The 16,307-nt window shown below is 65.5% G+C and carries 11 protein-coding genes and 2 pseudogenes; 9 read left to right on the top strand and 4 right to left on the bottom strand.

The window, feature by feature from the left end; all coding sequences use genetic code 11:
* Positions 1-157 precede the first annotated feature (157 nt).
* Both OG802_RS04375 and OG802_RS04370 read left to right on the top strand, forming a co-directional pair.
* On the top strand, positions 158-1,264 hold the full coding sequence (locus tag OG802_RS04375) for a helix-turn-helix domain-containing protein (protein WP_329407378.1): 1,107 nt from the start codon (positions 158-160) through the stop codon (positions 1,262-1,264).
* Entirely contained in the window at positions 1,261-1,866 is a 606-nt protein-coding gene (locus OG802_RS04370) for a hypothetical protein (protein WP_329407376.1), read from the top strand. The genes OG802_RS04375 and OG802_RS04370 overlap by 4 nt, the downstream gene beginning before the upstream one ends.
* 102 nt (positions 1,867-1,968) lie before the next feature.
* Here OG802_RS04370 and OG802_RS04365 read toward each other — a convergent pair whose 3' ends face one another.
* The 4 genes from OG802_RS04365 to OG802_RS04350 are packed head-to-tail and all read right to left on the bottom strand — an operon-like array spanning position 1,969 to position 9,878.
* A complete protein-coding gene (locus OG802_RS04365) occupies positions 1,969-3,030 on the bottom strand; it encodes a Wadjet anti-phage system protein JetD domain-containing protein (protein ID WP_329407374.1) in 1,062 nt (353 codons plus the stop codon).
* Entirely contained in the window at positions 3,027-7,484 is a 4,458-nt protein-coding gene (locus tag OG802_RS04360; protein ID WP_329407372.1) for a hypothetical protein, read from the bottom strand. The genes OG802_RS04365 and OG802_RS04360 overlap by 4 nt, the downstream gene beginning before the upstream one ends.
* 25 nt (positions 7,485-7,509) lie before the next feature.
* Positions 7,510-8,325, bottom strand: a complete 816-nt coding sequence (locus OG802_RS04355) for a hypothetical protein (protein ID WP_266405101.1) — start codon at positions 8,323-8,325, stop codon at positions 7,510-7,512.
* Entirely contained in the window at positions 8,322-9,878 is a 1,557-nt protein-coding gene (locus OG802_RS04350; RefSeq protein ID WP_329407370.1) for a hypothetical protein, read from the bottom strand. Before OG802_RS04350 ends, OG802_RS04355 begins: the two co-directional genes overlap by 4 nt.
* A 724-nt stretch (positions 9,879-10,602) precedes the next feature.
* Between OG802_RS04350 and OG802_RS04345 the strand changes: the two genes are divergently transcribed.
* The 7 genes and pseudogenes from OG802_RS04345 (at position 10,603) to OG802_RS04315 (ending at position 16,124) form a co-directional block, all read left to right on the top strand.
* A complete protein-coding gene (locus OG802_RS04345; RefSeq protein ID WP_329407368.1) occupies positions 10,603-11,139 on the top strand; it encodes a transposase family protein in 537 nt (178 codons plus the stop codon).
* 21 nt (positions 11,140-11,160) lie between these two features.
* Positions 11,161-11,832: an ISAs1 family transposase gene (locus OG802_RS04340; RefSeq protein WP_329407366.1), complete on the top strand. Its 672-nt coding sequence runs from the start codon at positions 11,161-11,163 to the stop codon at positions 11,830-11,832.
* Positions 11,829-12,633: pseudogene (locus OG802_RS04335) on the top strand (IS630 family transposase); the annotation flags it as partial. The gene OG802_RS04340 and the pseudogene OG802_RS04335, both read left to right, overlap by 4 nt.
* Positions 12,634-12,852: 219 nt before the next feature.
* Complete coding sequence (locus OG802_RS04330) at positions 12,853-13,947, top strand: IS110 family transposase (RefSeq protein WP_443042262.1); 1,095 nt, start codon at positions 12,853-12,855, stop codon at positions 13,945-13,947.
* A 7-nt stretch (positions 13,948-13,954) separates the two neighbouring features.
* A pseudogene (locus tag OG802_RS04325) lies at positions 13,955-14,224 on the top strand (transposase); the annotation flags it as partial.
* A gap of 167 nt (positions 14,225-14,391) precedes the next feature.
* Positions 14,392-14,784: a hypothetical protein gene (locus OG802_RS04320; protein ID WP_329407363.1), complete on the top strand. Its 393-nt coding sequence runs from the start codon at positions 14,392-14,394 to the stop codon at positions 14,782-14,784.
* A gap of 1,106 nt (positions 14,785-15,890) precedes the next feature.
* Positions 15,891-16,124: a hypothetical protein gene (locus OG802_RS04315; RefSeq protein ID WP_329407361.1), complete on the top strand. Its 234-nt coding sequence runs from the start codon at positions 15,891-15,893 to the stop codon at positions 16,122-16,124.
* The last annotated feature ends 183 nt before the right edge of the window (positions 16,125-16,307 follow it).

The raw sequence follows: 16,307 nt of genomic DNA, 5'->3' as shown, positions 1-16,307 counted from the left end.
CTCCTGGGACCGGACTCCGCTCGATCTCGGGTCAATGGTGATGCGATCCTCCAGTTGAAGCTGGTGTCTCTGGCTGGAGAGCAGTACAGGTTCGACACCTGGGGATCGTCTGCCATGCGCCTTGAGAACTGGGCAGATGGCGGACTACTGTCCACGGGTGTCCAGCATCTCCGATCGCGTGAGAAGCCTGATCGACCAGTCGGGCTTGAGCCTCCACGATTTCGCCGACCAGGCCGACCTCGACGCCGAGCAGTTCCGTGAGTGCCTCAGCGGCACGAGCCCCTTCTCAACTGTTGATCTCGCGGTCATTGCCGATGAATTCCACGTCTCCATGGACTGGCTGCTCACCGGAGCCGAGCCCCCACTGGCCGTGGCAGCGAGAACGACCACTGGAAAGGCGGCCGAGGCACTGGCAGCCGCCCGGGACTACGTTGCCCGACGCGCCGACCTGGACAAGCTCGGCTATACGCAGCCCTGGCGGCCCGTCTCCCCGGCAGCGCCTGCTGGCAGTACCTACGCTGCCCAGGGAGAGGCACTGGCGAAATCAGCTCGGAGGGCGGTGGAGCTCCAGGGACGATTGGTGCTCCAGGGCGGCTTGCCGGAACTGATCGAGGCGGTCTTCGGGGCCGATGTGGCTGTCGAGCCGCTGGGCGACGGCTTTGACGGCCTCGCTGCCACGGGTCAAGGTGCCAAGCTCATCCTCCTGACCACGACATCTAACCCGGCACGTCAGCGCTTCACTCTCGCGCACGAACTCGGGCACCTTCTCGCCGACGACGACCAGGACGTCCACCTCGATCGCGATATCTTCGAACGGGCCCAGAAGATCGACCCGAGCGAGCAGCGAGCCAACGCCTTCGCTTCCGTCTTCCTCTTGCCCGAGCAAACGCTGCGCGAAGCAGTCGGTGCAGTGAAATTGACCCGGGAAAGCTTTGCCGCGCTCTGCTGCGACTTCATGGTCAGCCCTGCGACCCTGGCCTACAGACTGCTCACGCTTCGTGTGATCGACGCCGGCGCCTGCGACTACTACAAGCGCATGACCGTGCGCGAGGCCGCAGTCGTCGCTGACCGCGTGGAAGTACTCGACCGGCAAGTCGCGGCCTCGCAGGAGAAAAGGCTCCCCGGACTTCTTGTACGCGACACGCGCGCTGCCTACGAGGCCGGCAAGGCGACCTTGCGTCCGTACGCGTCGCTACTCGGCGTTGATGTCGACGAGCTCAGAGACCAGTTAGCGTCCGGACAGGACAACGGCGGTACAGCATGAGCGACTTCCTGTTCCCGGACAACACCGTGCTGTGCAACTTCGCCGCCGTTGAACGCCTCGATCTGCTTCGCGCGGTCCTGGCAGGCCGCGGCAAGTGGACCGCGGCTGTGTCGCGGGAGGCCCGCAAATCGGCCGAACAGCTGCCCGCTCTTCACGACCTGAGAGAACAGGGCTGGCTCGGCGAAGCAATCCGAGTAACGGCTCCGGATGACGTTGAGAACGTCGGGCACCTTCGCACAGCTGTGTTCGGCGGCCAAGCCGACCGGTACCTGCAGCACCTCGGCGAGGCCGAGACCTGCCACATCATCCAACGCTGGCCCCAGTTCTCCGGTGCATGGTGGATATCGGACGATAAATCCGCTCTTGAGTATGCAATTGGGCAGGGCATCATGACGGCGGAGACGCTCGACGTGATGCAGCTTGCCGTGAAAGCGGGATTCGTCGCGGCGGAGGACGGCTTCGCCCTGATGCAGAAGATGCGCCAGCTGAACCGCTATCCGCGGCTTCCCCAGTCCGTCGCCGACCTCACCGTCCTCCCATGGTCGCTCGCTGAACTTTTACCTGGTCAGGGCGACGACGAAGCTACCGCGCACACCACCTAGCAACTGCCTCCCCAGTCCGTAGGACGGCCCCTGCGCAAGGAGGCAGGCCCATGCTAAGCCCCGCCAGCGAGAGTCACGGCGAACAATTGCCGAAGGGGAGGCTCACCATCGCCAGTCTGGATCGAGACTGAGTTCGTTCCGGTTGGTTGCTTCCTGCGCGATGCGTTGCCCTTTGGTCAGCAGGACGTGCGCTGCCTCCCGGAGTTCCTCGGGGAGCCATGCCGTCAGGCTGTGGGCCCGGTCGCTGGCGATGATGTCGCCGGCGTTGGGTTCGCGGCCCAGCAACAGGCGGTACAGCCCCGTCGCCGGTTCGATAGGTGGCAGTCCGTGCTGGACGCCGTTGATTGAGGCTCTGGCTGGGATGGCGATGCCTTCGGCGTCGAGGTCGCCGTAATAGACGATGCGGTGGATGCCAGGGAGCTCAGCGATGTTTTCTACGGATGCTTCGAAGGCTCTTCCGGAGCCGAAGGCGATGTATCCGATGGGGCCGGGGGCGGCCTTGAGCAGGTTGTGCAAGGTGGCGTAGGTGTCGCTGTTTTCCACTACGAGCATGGTGTCGCCGTCGCCGAGCCTGCGGTGGGCCAGCGGTGGCGGTTCGCGGTAGGTGGAGAGCTGTTCGAGGGTCAGTCTGCCGGGGGCGAAGAGTGCTCCGGTGATCAGGGTGTCGAGGCGCTTTTCGTAGCGGAAGATCTCGTGTGAGCGCTCGCGTAGGGGGAGGGGAGCGCGGCGGGCTGGTTGATTGTGGGTATCCCGGAACCAGCGGTTGCAGGCGAGGAGGTCTTCGGTTTGGGACGCGGTCAACCGAGTGCCGTAGGCCCAGTTGAGCTCTGGCCGCCATGACACATGCTGGCGTGGGGTAGAGGATTTCGCTGGCGGCGCGGTGGGGATCCGGACCTGTTCCGGAAGGGCCGGGCGGCCGGCGTCCCATTTGGTGGGGGAGGTGGGCAGGGCGATGATGCCGTGTTCGGCGATTTCGTACAGGAGTGTGGCGAGCGTGCTGCGTGCGTTCTCGCCGCTGGCGGCGCCCGGTAGAGCGTCGCGGAATGCCTCGATGAGGGTGGCTCGGCCGACCGTGACGCGGTCGGTGCGGGCCTGGAGCGCGGCGCTGAGTTGTGCTGCTGCGGGGGAGAGCGGCACTTGGAGTTGTCCCGTGGGGGAGGTCATTTAGCGTCGCCCTGCTTCCTGTACAGCCGGGCAGAGGTGAGGACACCGACGGGTTCGGGGACGTCTTGGTCTGGAGTGATACGGGGGGCGGGGATGAGAGCGTTGCGTACCCGTTCGTCGAGCCGGATGAGGGAGAGGCCGCTTCGGGCCTCGGCGTCGTTGCGGAGCTGGATGCGCATGGGGAACCGCGAGATGACGTCCTCGTCACTCAGTCCGGTGGTGTAGATCAGCTGGATTCCGAGGGCGGCGGCCATCTCCATCTGGATGTCGACGAGGTACCCGGCGTTGGCCCGGCCGATGGGGTTGTCGAGCAGGAGCAGTCCGCCGTTGCGGGTGCGGCTGCGAGGTCCGGGTGAAGTACGGAGTGCGGCGAGTGCGCAGTACAGGAGGATGGCCCCGGTCAGTTCCTGGCCACCGGAGAAGACGCGGCTCATTTCCTCGACGGGGACGCGGTCCAGGCGTTGGGAGGCGTTGGGCTTCATGACCTCGGCGGTGAATCCGCGGGGGACGGCTGCTACGAGGCAGCGCATGACGACATCGATGCCCTTGAGCTTGCGAGTGCGTTGATTGCCGGCCAGTGCATCGACGGATTCGTGCATCTGGGCGGCTAGGGCAGTGAGATCCGGTTTCTTGTAGCGGATGTTGAGGAATTTCTGTCCGGACCAGGGAGCGTCCCCCTCAGGGAAGGCGGAGAAGCGACTGGCCTGGTCGAGGCGCTGCAAAAGGTCGGTGACGTGGCCGCTGAGTTGTGAGGCGAGGGCCTCGCGGGCCTTGGCCATACCTTCGAGATCTGAGTTCAGGGCTGCGATGCGAGAGGTCAGTGCATCGGTCCAGGTGGCAGCCATTGCTGGGATGTGGCGGCTGTCCAGGGCGGAGATCTGCGTACGCAGCGGGATGTCGAGTCCTTCGAATCGGACATCGGCGGGTACTTCTTTGAGCCGGCTGACGCTTCCTTCCAGGCTTCGCTCTGCCTGGCGGGCTGCGTCCCGGCACGTGGTGTGTGCGGCTGTCACCTGTCGAGCGGCGAATGCGGCTGCTTCCGCAGTGCCGTCGTAGGGCTCCCGGTCCGGAGGAACGGTTAGGCCATGGACAGCGGTTTCCAGCACCGGGAGGATACGGTCGAATGCCGCAAGCTCCTTGGTGGAACTGGCCTGATCGCGGCGGGCGGTGTTGAAGGCTGCGGCGGCAAGACGTTCCTTGTCCTGAGCCGTGTCGAGTTCGCCCGTGGCCCGGGCCTCCAGCTCGCGGGCCTCAGTAACGGTGGTCGGCGTCCAGGCTGCGGCGTCTTCGTCGTTCAGCGAGACTGCCGAGGTGAGGTGCTTGGAGCGTTCCGCAAGACGGCTCGACTGATCCCGCAGTCGCTGAAGGGCCACGTCGCAGGAGTCGATCTTGGCGGTGAGGGCGCGCAGAATGGCGTCGCGTTGAACGGGGTCACCGGCCCGTCCATCGCGACTGTGGGCCATGGCCAGACCTCGTACCTGTTCGGGGACTTTGTTCCATTCTTCCTGGCTCGCGAGCAGAGCCTTCTGCGCGGTCGTGGCGCGCACTTGCTGGTCCTCGCCGACCTCAACGCCCCTCAGCTCGTCCTGCGCTTGCAGATAGCGATGTTGGAGAGAGGGGAGGGGCAACAGGGTTGCGTTGGAGGCGTCGTGTGCCTGTTGCGCTTGGGACGTGCTGGTGATCTCTTCGCGCGCCCGGGCGTATCGGTCTGCGGCCTGCTCAGCTGATTCGATGGCGCGCGCGAGATACAGGATCTCCTCACCCGCCTGGTCGATCTGGCCCGCCAGTAACTCGAGTTCGTTGGTGCGGGCGACCCTCTCGCCGGCAAGGGCCTTGATCCGGGCCCGTGCTAGGTCGGCAGCGGTCTCCTCCTCCGCCAGGCGAGCCAGATCCTCGGCGATCCTCTGCGCTGCCTTAAGACCTTCGGTACGGCGTTCGCATTCGTCCTCCGCGACCTCCAGCGCAGTCTCCTGCTCACCTGCTGCGGTGCGGGCTGCGGCCAGTGCGGTCTCGGCCTCTTCAGCAGAGGTCTCCAGCAGTTCCAGCTGGCCAAGCAGGTCGGACACAGTCCGCATACCGCAGGCATCACGCCAGTTCGCGATCTGGCGCAGAAGGTCTCGTACAGCGGTGATGCGCTGTCCGAGCAAGTTCAACTCGCGGGTGACCTCGGTGATGCGGGCGTCGACCGCAGCGCGCTCGTGTGCGGCGGCTTCTTCGTCGTGGAGGGCGGGGGTAGGTTCGACCACGAATCGTCCGCCGTCGGACGCTGCATGGGTGCTCAGCATCCGTTCTCCGGTGCCGACGGTGACGGCCGCGGAGGGCAGGGGGCGAAGGTGCACCACAATGCTCTGGGCTGTGTCCAAGCCGTCGAGACCGCCCACGATGATCCCGCCGACCAGGTCGGGGTGTGTACTGATGACCTGCTGGCGCTCCGTGGTCGGGACGTTGTCGCGCATCCACTGCCAGCCGGGCACCGCGTGGATCCCGTGGTCCGACAGTTGGCCGCACAGGTCGCGTACCTCTTCGGCGGCAGGCAGCAGGCCCTCGCTGGTGTCGAGGAGGGAGAGGAGGTCCTGATCGTTCTGCAGGTCGATGTGCTTGCGTGTCAGTGCGGTCTCGAGGCCGCCGGTGCGACGCTCGGCGAGCTGGTGCAGGGCGCCGGCATGGTCACCCAGCCAGCGCAATGCGTCGCCGGCGCCAAGCTCGTCGCTGTTGGCTTCCAATAGCTCGGCACACAGCGGGTTGCTGCGGATGGCTACAGCCTGAGCTCGCAGTTGGCTGCTCTCCTCGTCCGCTGCCGTTGCGGCCGCACGCGCGGACCAGGCCAGTGCTTGTTGCTCCGCCAGTGCGGTGTGGGCGCGGTCCCGTTCGGTTCGGACGCTCTTGCGGGCCTGGTCGGCTTCACGCAGCAGCTGCTTGCTGTGGTGTGCGTGATCCTGGGTGCGGGCGGCGGCATCGGCGGCGCTTTCTTGCGGGGCAAGGAGATCATGTTCCCGGGCGGCGTTAAGGCGTAATGCGAAGGCGTCGGTCTGCTTCTGTAGGGTGCGGGTTTCCTCCTGGGCAGCGCCTGCCGCGGTGAGTAGCTTGTTGCTTCGGGTACGCCATTGTTCGATCTGTTTCTGCGTCTCGGCTGTGGTGTCTTTGTGCGTGCGGATCGTGTCGCGGGCCTCTTTCTCGGCCCGGGTATAGCCCGCGCGTAGAGCTGCCGCTGCGGCGTCTAGGGCTTGGACGAAGGGGGCGGCGGTTAGTTCGGCCTGGACGAGGGCCCGCTGGGCACGGTTGTTGTTGTCCAGTGCCTGTGTGTGACGCAGCGCGATCGGGACGCTCGCCCACGCCGTCCTCTCATCTTGCGCCTGTTGCCTGTTCTTCTGGGTTTCCTGCTCTTGGGCGGTGATCTCGTCCAGTTCGAGGGTGTGGGAACACGCCTGTACGTGCTGGACGCGGGAGTGGGCGAGTTCGCTGGTGCGCTTCGCGGCTTCCAGCGCGCGATGCGTGTCCTTGAGGGTGGTGTTTCTCTCGGCCTCGGTGGCGGTGAGGGCGGTGTGACGTGCCCGGATCGCGGAGGTGAGGTGAACGAGGTCCTTTTCGGCGTTCTTGGCTGCACCGGCATGCCGGTTGAGCGTGTCGTGGAGGCCGGCGACGTCCTCGCATGCGTGCTGCATCTCCACCGCGAACTGCCGCTCCCTTTCCCAGAGGGCGCGTTCGTCATGTGCAGCGGCATAACCGTGGAAGGCCGTGCCCAGTTCGGTGTACCGGTCATCGTCTGTGGCCTTGCGCAGCAGCCATTCGACGAAGGCGTCGGCGGTGTTGGTGGTGAAGGCTGCGGCGGCGTCGCTCTCCTTGGCGTTCATCCTGCGCTGCACGTCAAAGAGTTCGGGCTGCAGGCCGAGGCCGCGCTGGTGTTTCTCCCACTTCTCCTGGCCTTCGACGATGTGCAGTTCGAGCGCTTCCACTCGTTTTTCCCAGTCGCGCAGTTCGGTGCAGTAGTCCTCGTACGGAGTCCAGTGCCCTTGACGGTGGAAGGGAAGCCGGTCGGCGTCCAGGGCTGCAGAAGGGTGGAAGCTGTAGAAGCAGCGGTGCAGTTTGCCGTCGTGTTCGGGGGCCAGGACCTGTGCGGTGACCAGCAGGCGTCCGGTGCGGGCGTCGGCCCATTCGAGTACCACGTGCGACGGCTGGGCCATCGAAACGGTGAAGTTGCGTAGTGACTCCAGATCGCTGTGACGGTAGGGGATGGTGGTGCAGGTGATGCCGGTCAGTAAGACGCCTTTGCCGCCGCCGTTCTGCAGCATCACCAGGCTGGCGGGTGCCGGGCGCTGGGCGACATGTCCGGCGTCGGGGATCAGCGAGGCGGTCTCCACTTCGGCGCCGGCGCCGGAGAAGTCCAGGGGTACGTCTTCGTAGCGGGCATCTCGCGGCCCGAAGTTTCGCAGCAGGATGCGATTGAGCTCATACATGAAAGAGGTCCTTGCAGTAGGGCGGTCAGCTGAACAGGTCGGTTACCGGCGTGTTCTCGGTCGGCGACGGGGGGTCGTCCGGTGATGGCTGGTCGTGGTTGGGTGTGCCGTCCGTGGGGAGCGCTGCGACTCCCAGTGCTGCGAGTTCCTCCAGCATGTCCCGCGCGGCCTGGTCGCGGATCTGCAGTCGGTACTTGACGTTGGTGACATATGTGCCGGCGTCTTCGTCGCTGACCTTGCGTACGAAGCCGTGGCTCTCCAAATGCGCGAACGCCTTTTTCACCAGTGCTCTCGTCGAGGCTCGTGGGGCCCTGTCGGTCTGCGTCTTTCCCGTGGCGTTCCGGCGCAGGTAGGCCCGCCACAGTCCTTCCAGCCCCGGCTGATCGGAGGGTGGATCAACATCTGCGTCACTCTGTGCAAGGCGGCGTTCGATGGTCGACGCCAGGACCCGGACCTCTTCATCGACCTGCTTGACTGAGATCCGGCCGACATGCTCGTCATCGTCGAGGTCTTCGGGACGGGGGAAGACCATGGCGGCGATGGTCAGCTGGGCCAGCAGGTACAGGGGGCGATCGGCGGTCTGCGGGACGAGGTCGGAGACGGACACCCCGAAGTCGGTCTCGGGCGTGGTGCCCAGGACCAACCCGGTCATGGGATGAACTTCCAGCACCGTCAGGTCGAATCCCTGGGCGACCTTGCGCACTACCTGCGCGAAGTCCGGCTCAGTGTCGAAGCGTTGGACGAGTCGGGCGTAGTCGCCAGAGCGAGCGGGCGCTTTGCGGCGGGCCATGGCGAAGGCGACCATCCGGGCAGCCTCGGCAGCATCCTCGTGACGGTTCATGCACTCTCCTGATCAAGCTGGTGGGCGTCAGGGCCTTGCGGGCGGCGCGGTGCTGGGAAAGTGGGCAGTGGCGCGTTCGTCTGTGACTCCTGCGAGGGACCGATGCCCCCGGTGCGGACCAGGAGGAAGTCGCTGCCGCCAAAGAGGACGTCATCCAGGACTGTGCCGTCGTCGACGGCCACCACGGCAGTTTCACCATCGACGAGTTGGCGCACCGGAATGAGCCGGAAGAGCTGCTGGGTGCGAAGCGTGAGCAACTCGTCGGTGCCTGATTCCGGTCCTGTGCCCGGGCCTGGTTGGCGTGTGGCCGCCAGCAGGGTCGAGAGCCGCACGCCCTGGTCCGTGATGGCAGCCAGCAGCGCGTCCACCGCGTAGTGTTGCTCTTCGCTGAAAGCGGGACGGGCGTCGATCTCCGACCAGTCGTACTCGTTCTGAACCGGCACCAGCTCCCCGCCGGCCTCCTCGGCGACCCTGGTGAGCCCTTCCAGGAAGTCGGGCAGGTACATCACACGAGGACGCACGGGCCCCATGACGGCACGAGTGAACGCCTCCAAGGGGCCCAAGCACGCGTTAAGTGAGAGTTCCAGCACCGGCTGAAGGAGCTGCTCATGTAGATGTACGCGGGTGTGAATCGCCGGAGCCACGAACACCTGACGGTCCTGTTGGCGCCGGAACTCCGGACCGACCGTCATCAGCATGTCAATCAGTACCGCGTGACGTTGCCAGCACTCGTGGATGAGCGCCTCCAGGTCTTGTAGCTGTCTGCGCTTGCGTTCATCGGCGGTGGCTTCCAGTAGTTGGTTGACCCGCTCCTTGTGCTTCGTCTCGGCCGCGGACCGGCTGCGCACGTGCTCCAAAGCCTCATCGACCGTGTCCCTGACTTCCGTGTCCCAGTCCACAGCCCGCACATTGCGCTTCATGGCTTCGATGCGCCCATGGATGTCCTTGGCGTACCGGACGCTCTGGATCCGTGCGTTGTGCGCGGCCTGCCACGCCTCGCTGATCCGTGAACGCTTGAGCAGAGCTTCCAGCTTGGCTTCGGCGGCGATCTGTTCCGAGGCAATATCGACGTCGATCGCATGCACCAGCACGGTGATCGCCGCGTCCGTGGCGATGAGAGCTGCCTGCCCCACGTGATCAGGGACTTCCTTGAGGATCTGGAAAGATGCCTCGCGCGTCTCGAACTTGTTGTCTGTCACGTACCCGACGTCGTGACGGAAAGCGCGGTCGCGTTCTTCAGTGTTGATCAGCCGCTCGGTCACCCAGCGGGCGACTGCCCGGTACTCCTCCCCAGGCCGGCCTGGCTGCTGCAGTGCGGCGAACTCGGCCACGTGTTCCACGACCGTCTCCTGCCGCACAGCTGTCCGCATGTCGGTGCGCAGCGTTACGAAGTCAATCGCGGCCAAGGCCAGTTCAGCCATGCGGTACGGGTCCCACCCGCGCTCCTTCTTGGCCTTGCTGGCATCCAAGGCCAGCACCGGATAGACCACCGCTAGGGCTCGCATCCGCGACGTGATGCTTTCGTAGATTGCGGACGGCTCTTCAAAGATCACCAGGTCTTCCCCCAATTCCCGGTCTCGCGTTGTGATTTCAAGCTAGGACACGGCACTGACAATCACTCAGAATCCGAACTGGTGCGCTATTTGTGGATGCGGTGAGGGGCAGCCTGCGATGGCTGGCGTGCCGCTCTCGGGTGACCGTTCCCAGTTCGTGTGGCCGCCATGGCGGCGGATGGGCGCAGATTAGAGCGGCTGGCGCGAAAGTCATGGCTCAAAGACGTTTCCCTGATCTCCTGCTGAGGTGGAGGTCCTCGGCGTCCGGTGGTGTTGCGACGGGGCCGTGCCTCATCCCGGGGCAGATCGCTCCGAAGGTTCGGTAGCGACTGGATGGTGAGGAAGGGGCGCAGGGTCCTGTCCGGTGAGGTGTTTCTTGCGCTCGGCCGGGGCGGTCTATGCGTGGGAAGGCTGGGTATCCCGGCGAAAGGGGCAGCATTCGAGTCAAGGGCCCATGACCTGGGCGAGGGCTGGTCATGAAGAGCGACCAGCGGGCGTTCGCGCCGCGAAATATTGAGGCCCATCGTTCGGCTTCTGCGGCAGACTGACCGAGCTTATGAGCTGGGTGTATCGCCAGGGCGCGTGCGTTCTCAACCGGCGAGATGAGTAACTCGTGCGTGGACATGCTCTGATGGCCTGCTTGTCCGTACTTGAATGCGACGAACGCGACCCCTGATGATCAAGGTTCTCGAAGCCTTTGATCACGAACAGGGGTCGCGTTCGCGTGCCATCCTCCCTGATCGACGTTCTCCAGCGCCATCGCGAGGACGCCGACCTGTTGCACCTGTCTGCCGAGCTGTCCGAACTCGCCGCGCTGTCGGAGGGGTTGGACCGGCTTCCCGATTCACGACGGGTGCGGGGGCGCCGCTACTGGCTGGGGTCACTGCTCGCCCTGTGCCTGCTCGCGGTGCTCGGCGGCGCCACCACGCTGGCCGGCATCGCCCGCTATGCCATCGATACCTCTCCCGAGGCGCGGGCGAGGATCGGGCTGCGGCGTCCGCCACGCGCCACCACGCTGGGCCGCCTGCTGTCACGTCTGGACGGCGACGCCCTCGATGATGCCGTGGGCGCCTGGCTGGCCCGGCACGCGAGTGACCCGGCCGACGAACGCACCGTGGAGCTGGTGGGTGTGGCCGTCGACGGCCACAGCCGTACGCGGCAGCCGCACCGGCGAGAAGACGGCCGTCCACCTCCTCGCCGCCGTCCTGCACGAGGGCCAGGCCGTGGTCTCCCAGCGGCAGATCGCCGCGAAGAGCAATGAAATCCCTGCCTCGCCTCACTGTTGGAACGGCTCGACCTGCGTGGACGTGTCATCACCGCCGACGCGATGCACACCCAGACCGGCCATGCCCAGCACATCATCGCCCAGGGCGGGCACTACATCCTGGCCGTCAAGGGCAACCAGAAGAAGCTCTGCCGACAGCTGCGGCATCTGCCCTGGCGCGAGGTCCCACTGCAGCACCGCACCCGCGAACAGGGCCATGGCCGACGCGAGATACGCCGGCTCAAGGTCTGCACCGTCCAGCTTGGCCTCCTCTTCCCGCACGCCGTGCAGGCCATCGAGGTCAAGCGCCGCCGCACCAGCCGCACGACGGACGAGACCACCATCAAGACGATCTACGCGGTCACCAGCCTCACTCCCGAGCAGGCCACCCCGGAACGGATCGCCGAACTGATCCGCAGGCACTGGCAGGTCGAGGCCCTGCACCACGTGAGAGTCGTGACCTTCGCCGAGGACACTTCCCGCGTCCGCACCGGCAGCGCACCCCGCGCGATGGTAACGCTCCGCAACCTCGCCATCGGCCTCATCCGGCAGGCTGGCTGGACGAACATCGCCGCCGCGACCGACCGCTACCGGTCACGAACCGACCACGCCCTCCAACTACTGAGCTTCAAAGCGTGGTGTCGGCAAGGGCTGACGGCTCGTGATCCCTGCGGTATGCCGACTGCATGAGGGATGCGCAAGGGGGCGGGCTGACCGACGAGCGGCGGGCCTTCCGCGAGAAGTTGAGGATGGAAGCGGCCAAGCGGTTCGCCCAGGGCGACGAGAATGCGGTCATCGCGCACGATCTGCGGGTGAGATCCGGTCGGTGCAGCGCTGGCGCAAGGCATGGTCCCAGGGCGGGCCGAGAGCCCTGACCTCCAGAGGGCCGGCGTCGTTGCCGCTGCTCAGTGACGAGCTGTTCGCCGTGCTGGAGCAGGAGCTGGCCAAGGGACCGGTGGCGCACGGCTGGCCGGATCAGACCTGGACCCTGTCACGGATCAAGACCCTCATCGGGCGCCGGTTCCACAAAAGCTACACCGTCCAGGGTGTTGCCGCGCTGCTCAAACGGCACGGCTGGAGCTGCCAGATGCCGGCTCGCCGGGCGGTGGAGCGCGACGAGGCGGCGGTGGCCGGCTGGGTGAAGGAGACCTGGCCGAGCGTGGAAGGACCGTGGCGGCGCTCGATGCCTAACTGGTCTTCGAGGACGAGGCCGGCTTCTCGATGACGCCGCCGACCGCCCGTACCTGGTCCCGCCGCGGCCGCACTCCCATCGTGTGTGTGCGGGGCCGCTCACGCCGTCGCTTATCCGTCGCAGCCCTGGCCTGCTACAAAGCCGGCGAACGCTCGCGGCTGATCTACCGGCCGTGCCCGGACGCCCGGCCCGACGGACGCAAGAGCTTCTCCTGGAAGGACTACCGAGACCTGATCCAGACCGCGCACCAGCAGCTCGGCGGCCCGATCGTGCTGGTGTGGGACAACTGTGAGACTCATGGGGCGCCGTCCGGGGCCAGGGTCTGACCCGTGGGACAACTGGCCCAGGTTGCCTTGTTCAGGATCTGTCGGCCCGCGGTCCCGGGCGGCGGTTGCTGCCATCGGACCGGCGAGCGTGTCCCGATAGGGGCCTTGCCGCACAAGGCACCGTCACAGTTCTGACCGCTCACCGGCCCGACGTCGGCCATCAGCCCGCGTCGATCGAGGAGCCGCGTGACCATCACCAGCCTGCCCCAGCCGACTTTGCCCGCACAGTCTGAAGAACCGCTGGTGGAGGACGTGATCCTGGGGGTTGACACCCACAAGGACGTACATGTCGCCGCCGTGGTCACCGTGCTCGGGGTGCTCCTGGCCCACCAGGAGTTCCCGGTCACCGCTGCCAGCTATCGCCAACTCCTGTCCTGGGCAAGCTCTTTCGGCGTCCTGCGCCGAGCCGGCGTGGAGTGCACCGGTTCCTTCGGAGCGGCTCTGGCACGCTTCCTGAGCCGGGAAAGTATATGCGTCGTCGAGGTCAACCAGCCCGCCCGCGCCCTGCGCCGCAAGCACGGCAAGACCGATGCCGTCGATGCTGAGGCCGCGGCCCGCGCGGTTTTGTCCGGGCGCGCTGACGTCACGCCCAAGACCGGCGAGGGCCCGGCCGCCGACATGCGCGTACTGCGGCTGGCGAAGGAGTCGGCCGTCAAGGCCCGCACGCAGGCGAAGAACCAACTCAAGGCCGTACTCCTCGGGGTCGATCCCGTGCTGCGCGAGGCACTGTCCGACCTCAGCAACACAACCCTGATCGCCACGTGCGCCGATCTCCCCGACACTGGCGACGCCGCCGTCTTCACGCTCCGTCTGCTGGCCCGGCGCATCCAGCAGCTGACCTCTGAGGTGAAGGAACTCACCAGCCGGATCACCAAGGCCGTTCGTCGGTGCCGCCCGGAGCTTCTGGACATCATCGGGGTTGGGCCCGACAGCGCTGCTGCCCTGTTGATCGCCGCCGGCGACAATCCGGAACGGCTGACCAGCGAAGCATCATTCGCCGCTCTATGCGGCGTCAGCCCGGTCGAGCAGTCTTCCGGAAAGACGCAGCGGCGGAGGCTGAACCGCGGAGGAAACCGGCAGGCCAACGCTGCCCTCTACCGCATCGTCATTACTCGCCTTCGCCGTGACGCCCGCACACGTCTCTACCTCGAACGACGCACCAAGCAGGGCATGTCGAAACGCGAGACCATCCGCTGCCTCAAACGCTACGTTGCTCGCGAGATCTACGGTCAGATCCAGCGGACGCCAGCCCTTGGCACCGCGCTGCTGCCGCTTGACGCAACATAGGGGCATCTTGAACACCCATCTGACGGCCGGGATGCGCCGCTACATCGCCGAACGCGACTGGCTCACCGTCTATCAACTCCCGCCCTACGCGCCGGACCTCAACCCGGTCGAGGGCATCTGGTCGGTACTGCGGCGCACCACCACGGCCAACCGTGCGTTCGCCGACCCTGAGGACCTGATCACCGCCGTCCGGCGGGGCCTACGCCAGCTCCAGTACCGCCACGACGTCCTCGACGGCTGCCTCACCGGAACTGGACTCGTGCTCGCCCCACCATGACGACATCACGCTTTCAAAGCCAGTACTCGATCTTGAAGCCTGAGAAAGCATCAACCCGGCCGCCAGGCCAACTCCGAGCGTCGGCGCGAGCGAGTGGCCGTCGCGATCAAGAACGCCGCCAAAACGGCACCCCGATCAGCGTCTCGGCCATCGCCCTGGAAGCCGGCGTGGACCGCACGTTCCTTTACCGCCACCGCGACCTGCTCGCCCTGGTCCACGCCGCCGAACTCGAACCGGCAACCCAGAATCCGGCCGTGGGTTCGCCGGTGAGCCGGGCCTCGCTGCAAGCCCATCTCGCGAATGCCCAGGCCCGCAACACCCGTCTGGCCGCCCGCATTCAGCAGCTGGAGAGACGGCTGTCGCAAGCGCTGGGTGCTCAGGCATGGCAGGAGTCAGGGATAGGAGCCCCGGCTGACGTCGACGAGCCCCAGCGAAAGGTTACGAGGCTGGAGCAGCAGAACGCCGAGCTGACCTCTGCACTGGAGGAAGCACGGGCCGACCTCGACGCCGCACGGGCGGCCAACCGGGACCTGACGCGGGCCCTCAACCAACACAGCTGAGCTGGTCTGGGGCCGGATCCGGTACCACCTGCAGACTCCGCTGAGCCACAGGGGCGCCACTTCTACCAATGGTTGAAATCTTCATGAAACTGCTAAAAAGGCGCCCTAAAGGTTATCCGGGTAGCCTGGAAGAGAGAGGTCGGCAGCCACCCCCATTCCGTAAAATCCCTGACCAGGTGATCAATATGGTCAACCCCAAAAATGTGAGCGCCATGACCACGCGCGCTCGAAGCGCGGCGCAACGAGCGCGAGCGGCGGCAGTAATCGAGAGACCTCCTGGCGGCCCAGTCGCTCAAGCGGCCCGGCGGGCTGCTCAGGCTGCAGCGGAAGCTGCTGCGGCAACCGATGCCGTCAATGCTCGGGTACGTGCTGGTGAGCTACCCGGCGGCGGACCCTGGGCCCGCATTGCCGAGGAGGCGGCCGCTGCAGCCGACGCAGCCGAAGAAGCTACGCGAATCGTTTGCGAAGCGAAGGGGAATCCCCCTCCATACATAGAGGCAACCAAATCCGCAGAGGCGGCAGCCTCTTATGCGCACTACCTCGCCGGAACTGGGAGCGAGGGCTGGGCGAATAAGGCGGAAGAATACGAGAAGCGCGCAAGCGAAACTTCCCGCGCTGCGTTCGGGGAAGCTATTTTCCTGCTCTAGAGCATCCTCCCATGGCGGATTAAGTCCTGCAGTTGTGATCTACAGGCTTCAAGGCTGGAGCAAGTCGTGTCTAGTGACAAGCCGCTCGCCATCGTCACTCTGGTGGCATATCGGTCTGCACCACCCGGGGTGCACATTGCGCAGAGCCAGGGTGAGGACTGCGTGTTGACGGCGAGAGAACTGATCGTACCCGGTGCGAGATATGGGCGCGTTCCCCTGTCCGATATCGGGGCGGTGCACCATGAGCACGATGTGTCAATCTTCATTGATGCCGTGAGTTACGGTTTTGGACTGGAATGTGGATCGCAAGAAGTTCGCGATCAACTTGCCTTCTGCATCGCTTATGCAGCCAGGTGCAACCTATACGATGCTGACGGACTTGCGAACATGAAGCAGCTTGAGAGGCGCTATCTCCGGTGACAGAAATTAGCGCAGAGGGCTATCAAGGAGTGATTATTTATGAGCAGCGACGACTACGCATCCCTCTCGTGTGAAGAGCTCCGCAAGATCTTGATCTTGGCGGATCATGAGCAAGATGCGGGAACTGTTCAGATAATCCTCAGAATATTGGCCAATCGTCACCAGCCGGTCAAACAGGCGCTCGTAGACTGGGCGCAACAGGATCCGGCCACCAGCAAGTCCATAGCGGTCGTGGTAAATGAAGCGCTGAAAGGGCCCGTGAACTGTCATTAAATGAGGATCTTGCCTCCAGCCTCACCAGGGGTGACGCGTTCTCAGGCTGTGAGTCGGAGCATGACGATCGCGTGCTGAGGTCGTGACCTGTAGTGATCGGCTGCGGCGGCGATGTTGGTCCAGCCTGCTTGGCGCATGAGTCCTATGGCGAGGTTGCGCAGGGTGGCCATGGCGCGGGGTGCG

Origin of the sequence: Streptomyces sp. NBC_00704, from assembly GCF_036226605.1 — a bacterium.
Taxonomy (GTDB): Bacteria; Actinomycetota; Actinomycetes; order Streptomycetales; family Streptomycetaceae; genus Streptomyces.
Note: the sequence above shows the minus strand (reverse complement) of the source record. Positions and strands in the feature narration are given on the sequence as shown.

What these genes read in the sequence shown, in the direction of transcription:
- OG802_RS04370 (WP_329407376.1), top strand. Translation starts at nt 1,261, where the DNA reads ATGAGCGACTTCCTGTTCCCGGACAACACCGTGCTGTGCAACTTCGCC.
- OG802_RS04365 (WP_329407374.1), bottom strand. Translation starts at nt 3,030, where the DNA reads ATGACCTCCCCCACGGGACAACTCCAAGTGCCGCTCTCCCCCGCAGCA.
- OG802_RS04360 (WP_329407372.1), bottom strand. Translation starts at nt 7,484, where the DNA reads ATGTATGAGCTCAATCGCATCCTGCTGCGAAACTTCGGGCCGCGAGAT.
- OG802_RS04355 (WP_266405101.1), bottom strand. Translation starts at nt 8,325, where the DNA reads ATGAACCGTCACGAGGATGCTGCCGAGGCTGCCCGGATGGTCGCCTTC.
- OG802_RS04315 (WP_329407361.1), top strand. Translation starts at nt 15,891, where the DNA reads ATGAGCAGCGACGACTACGCATCCCTCTCGTGTGAAGAGCTCCGCAAG.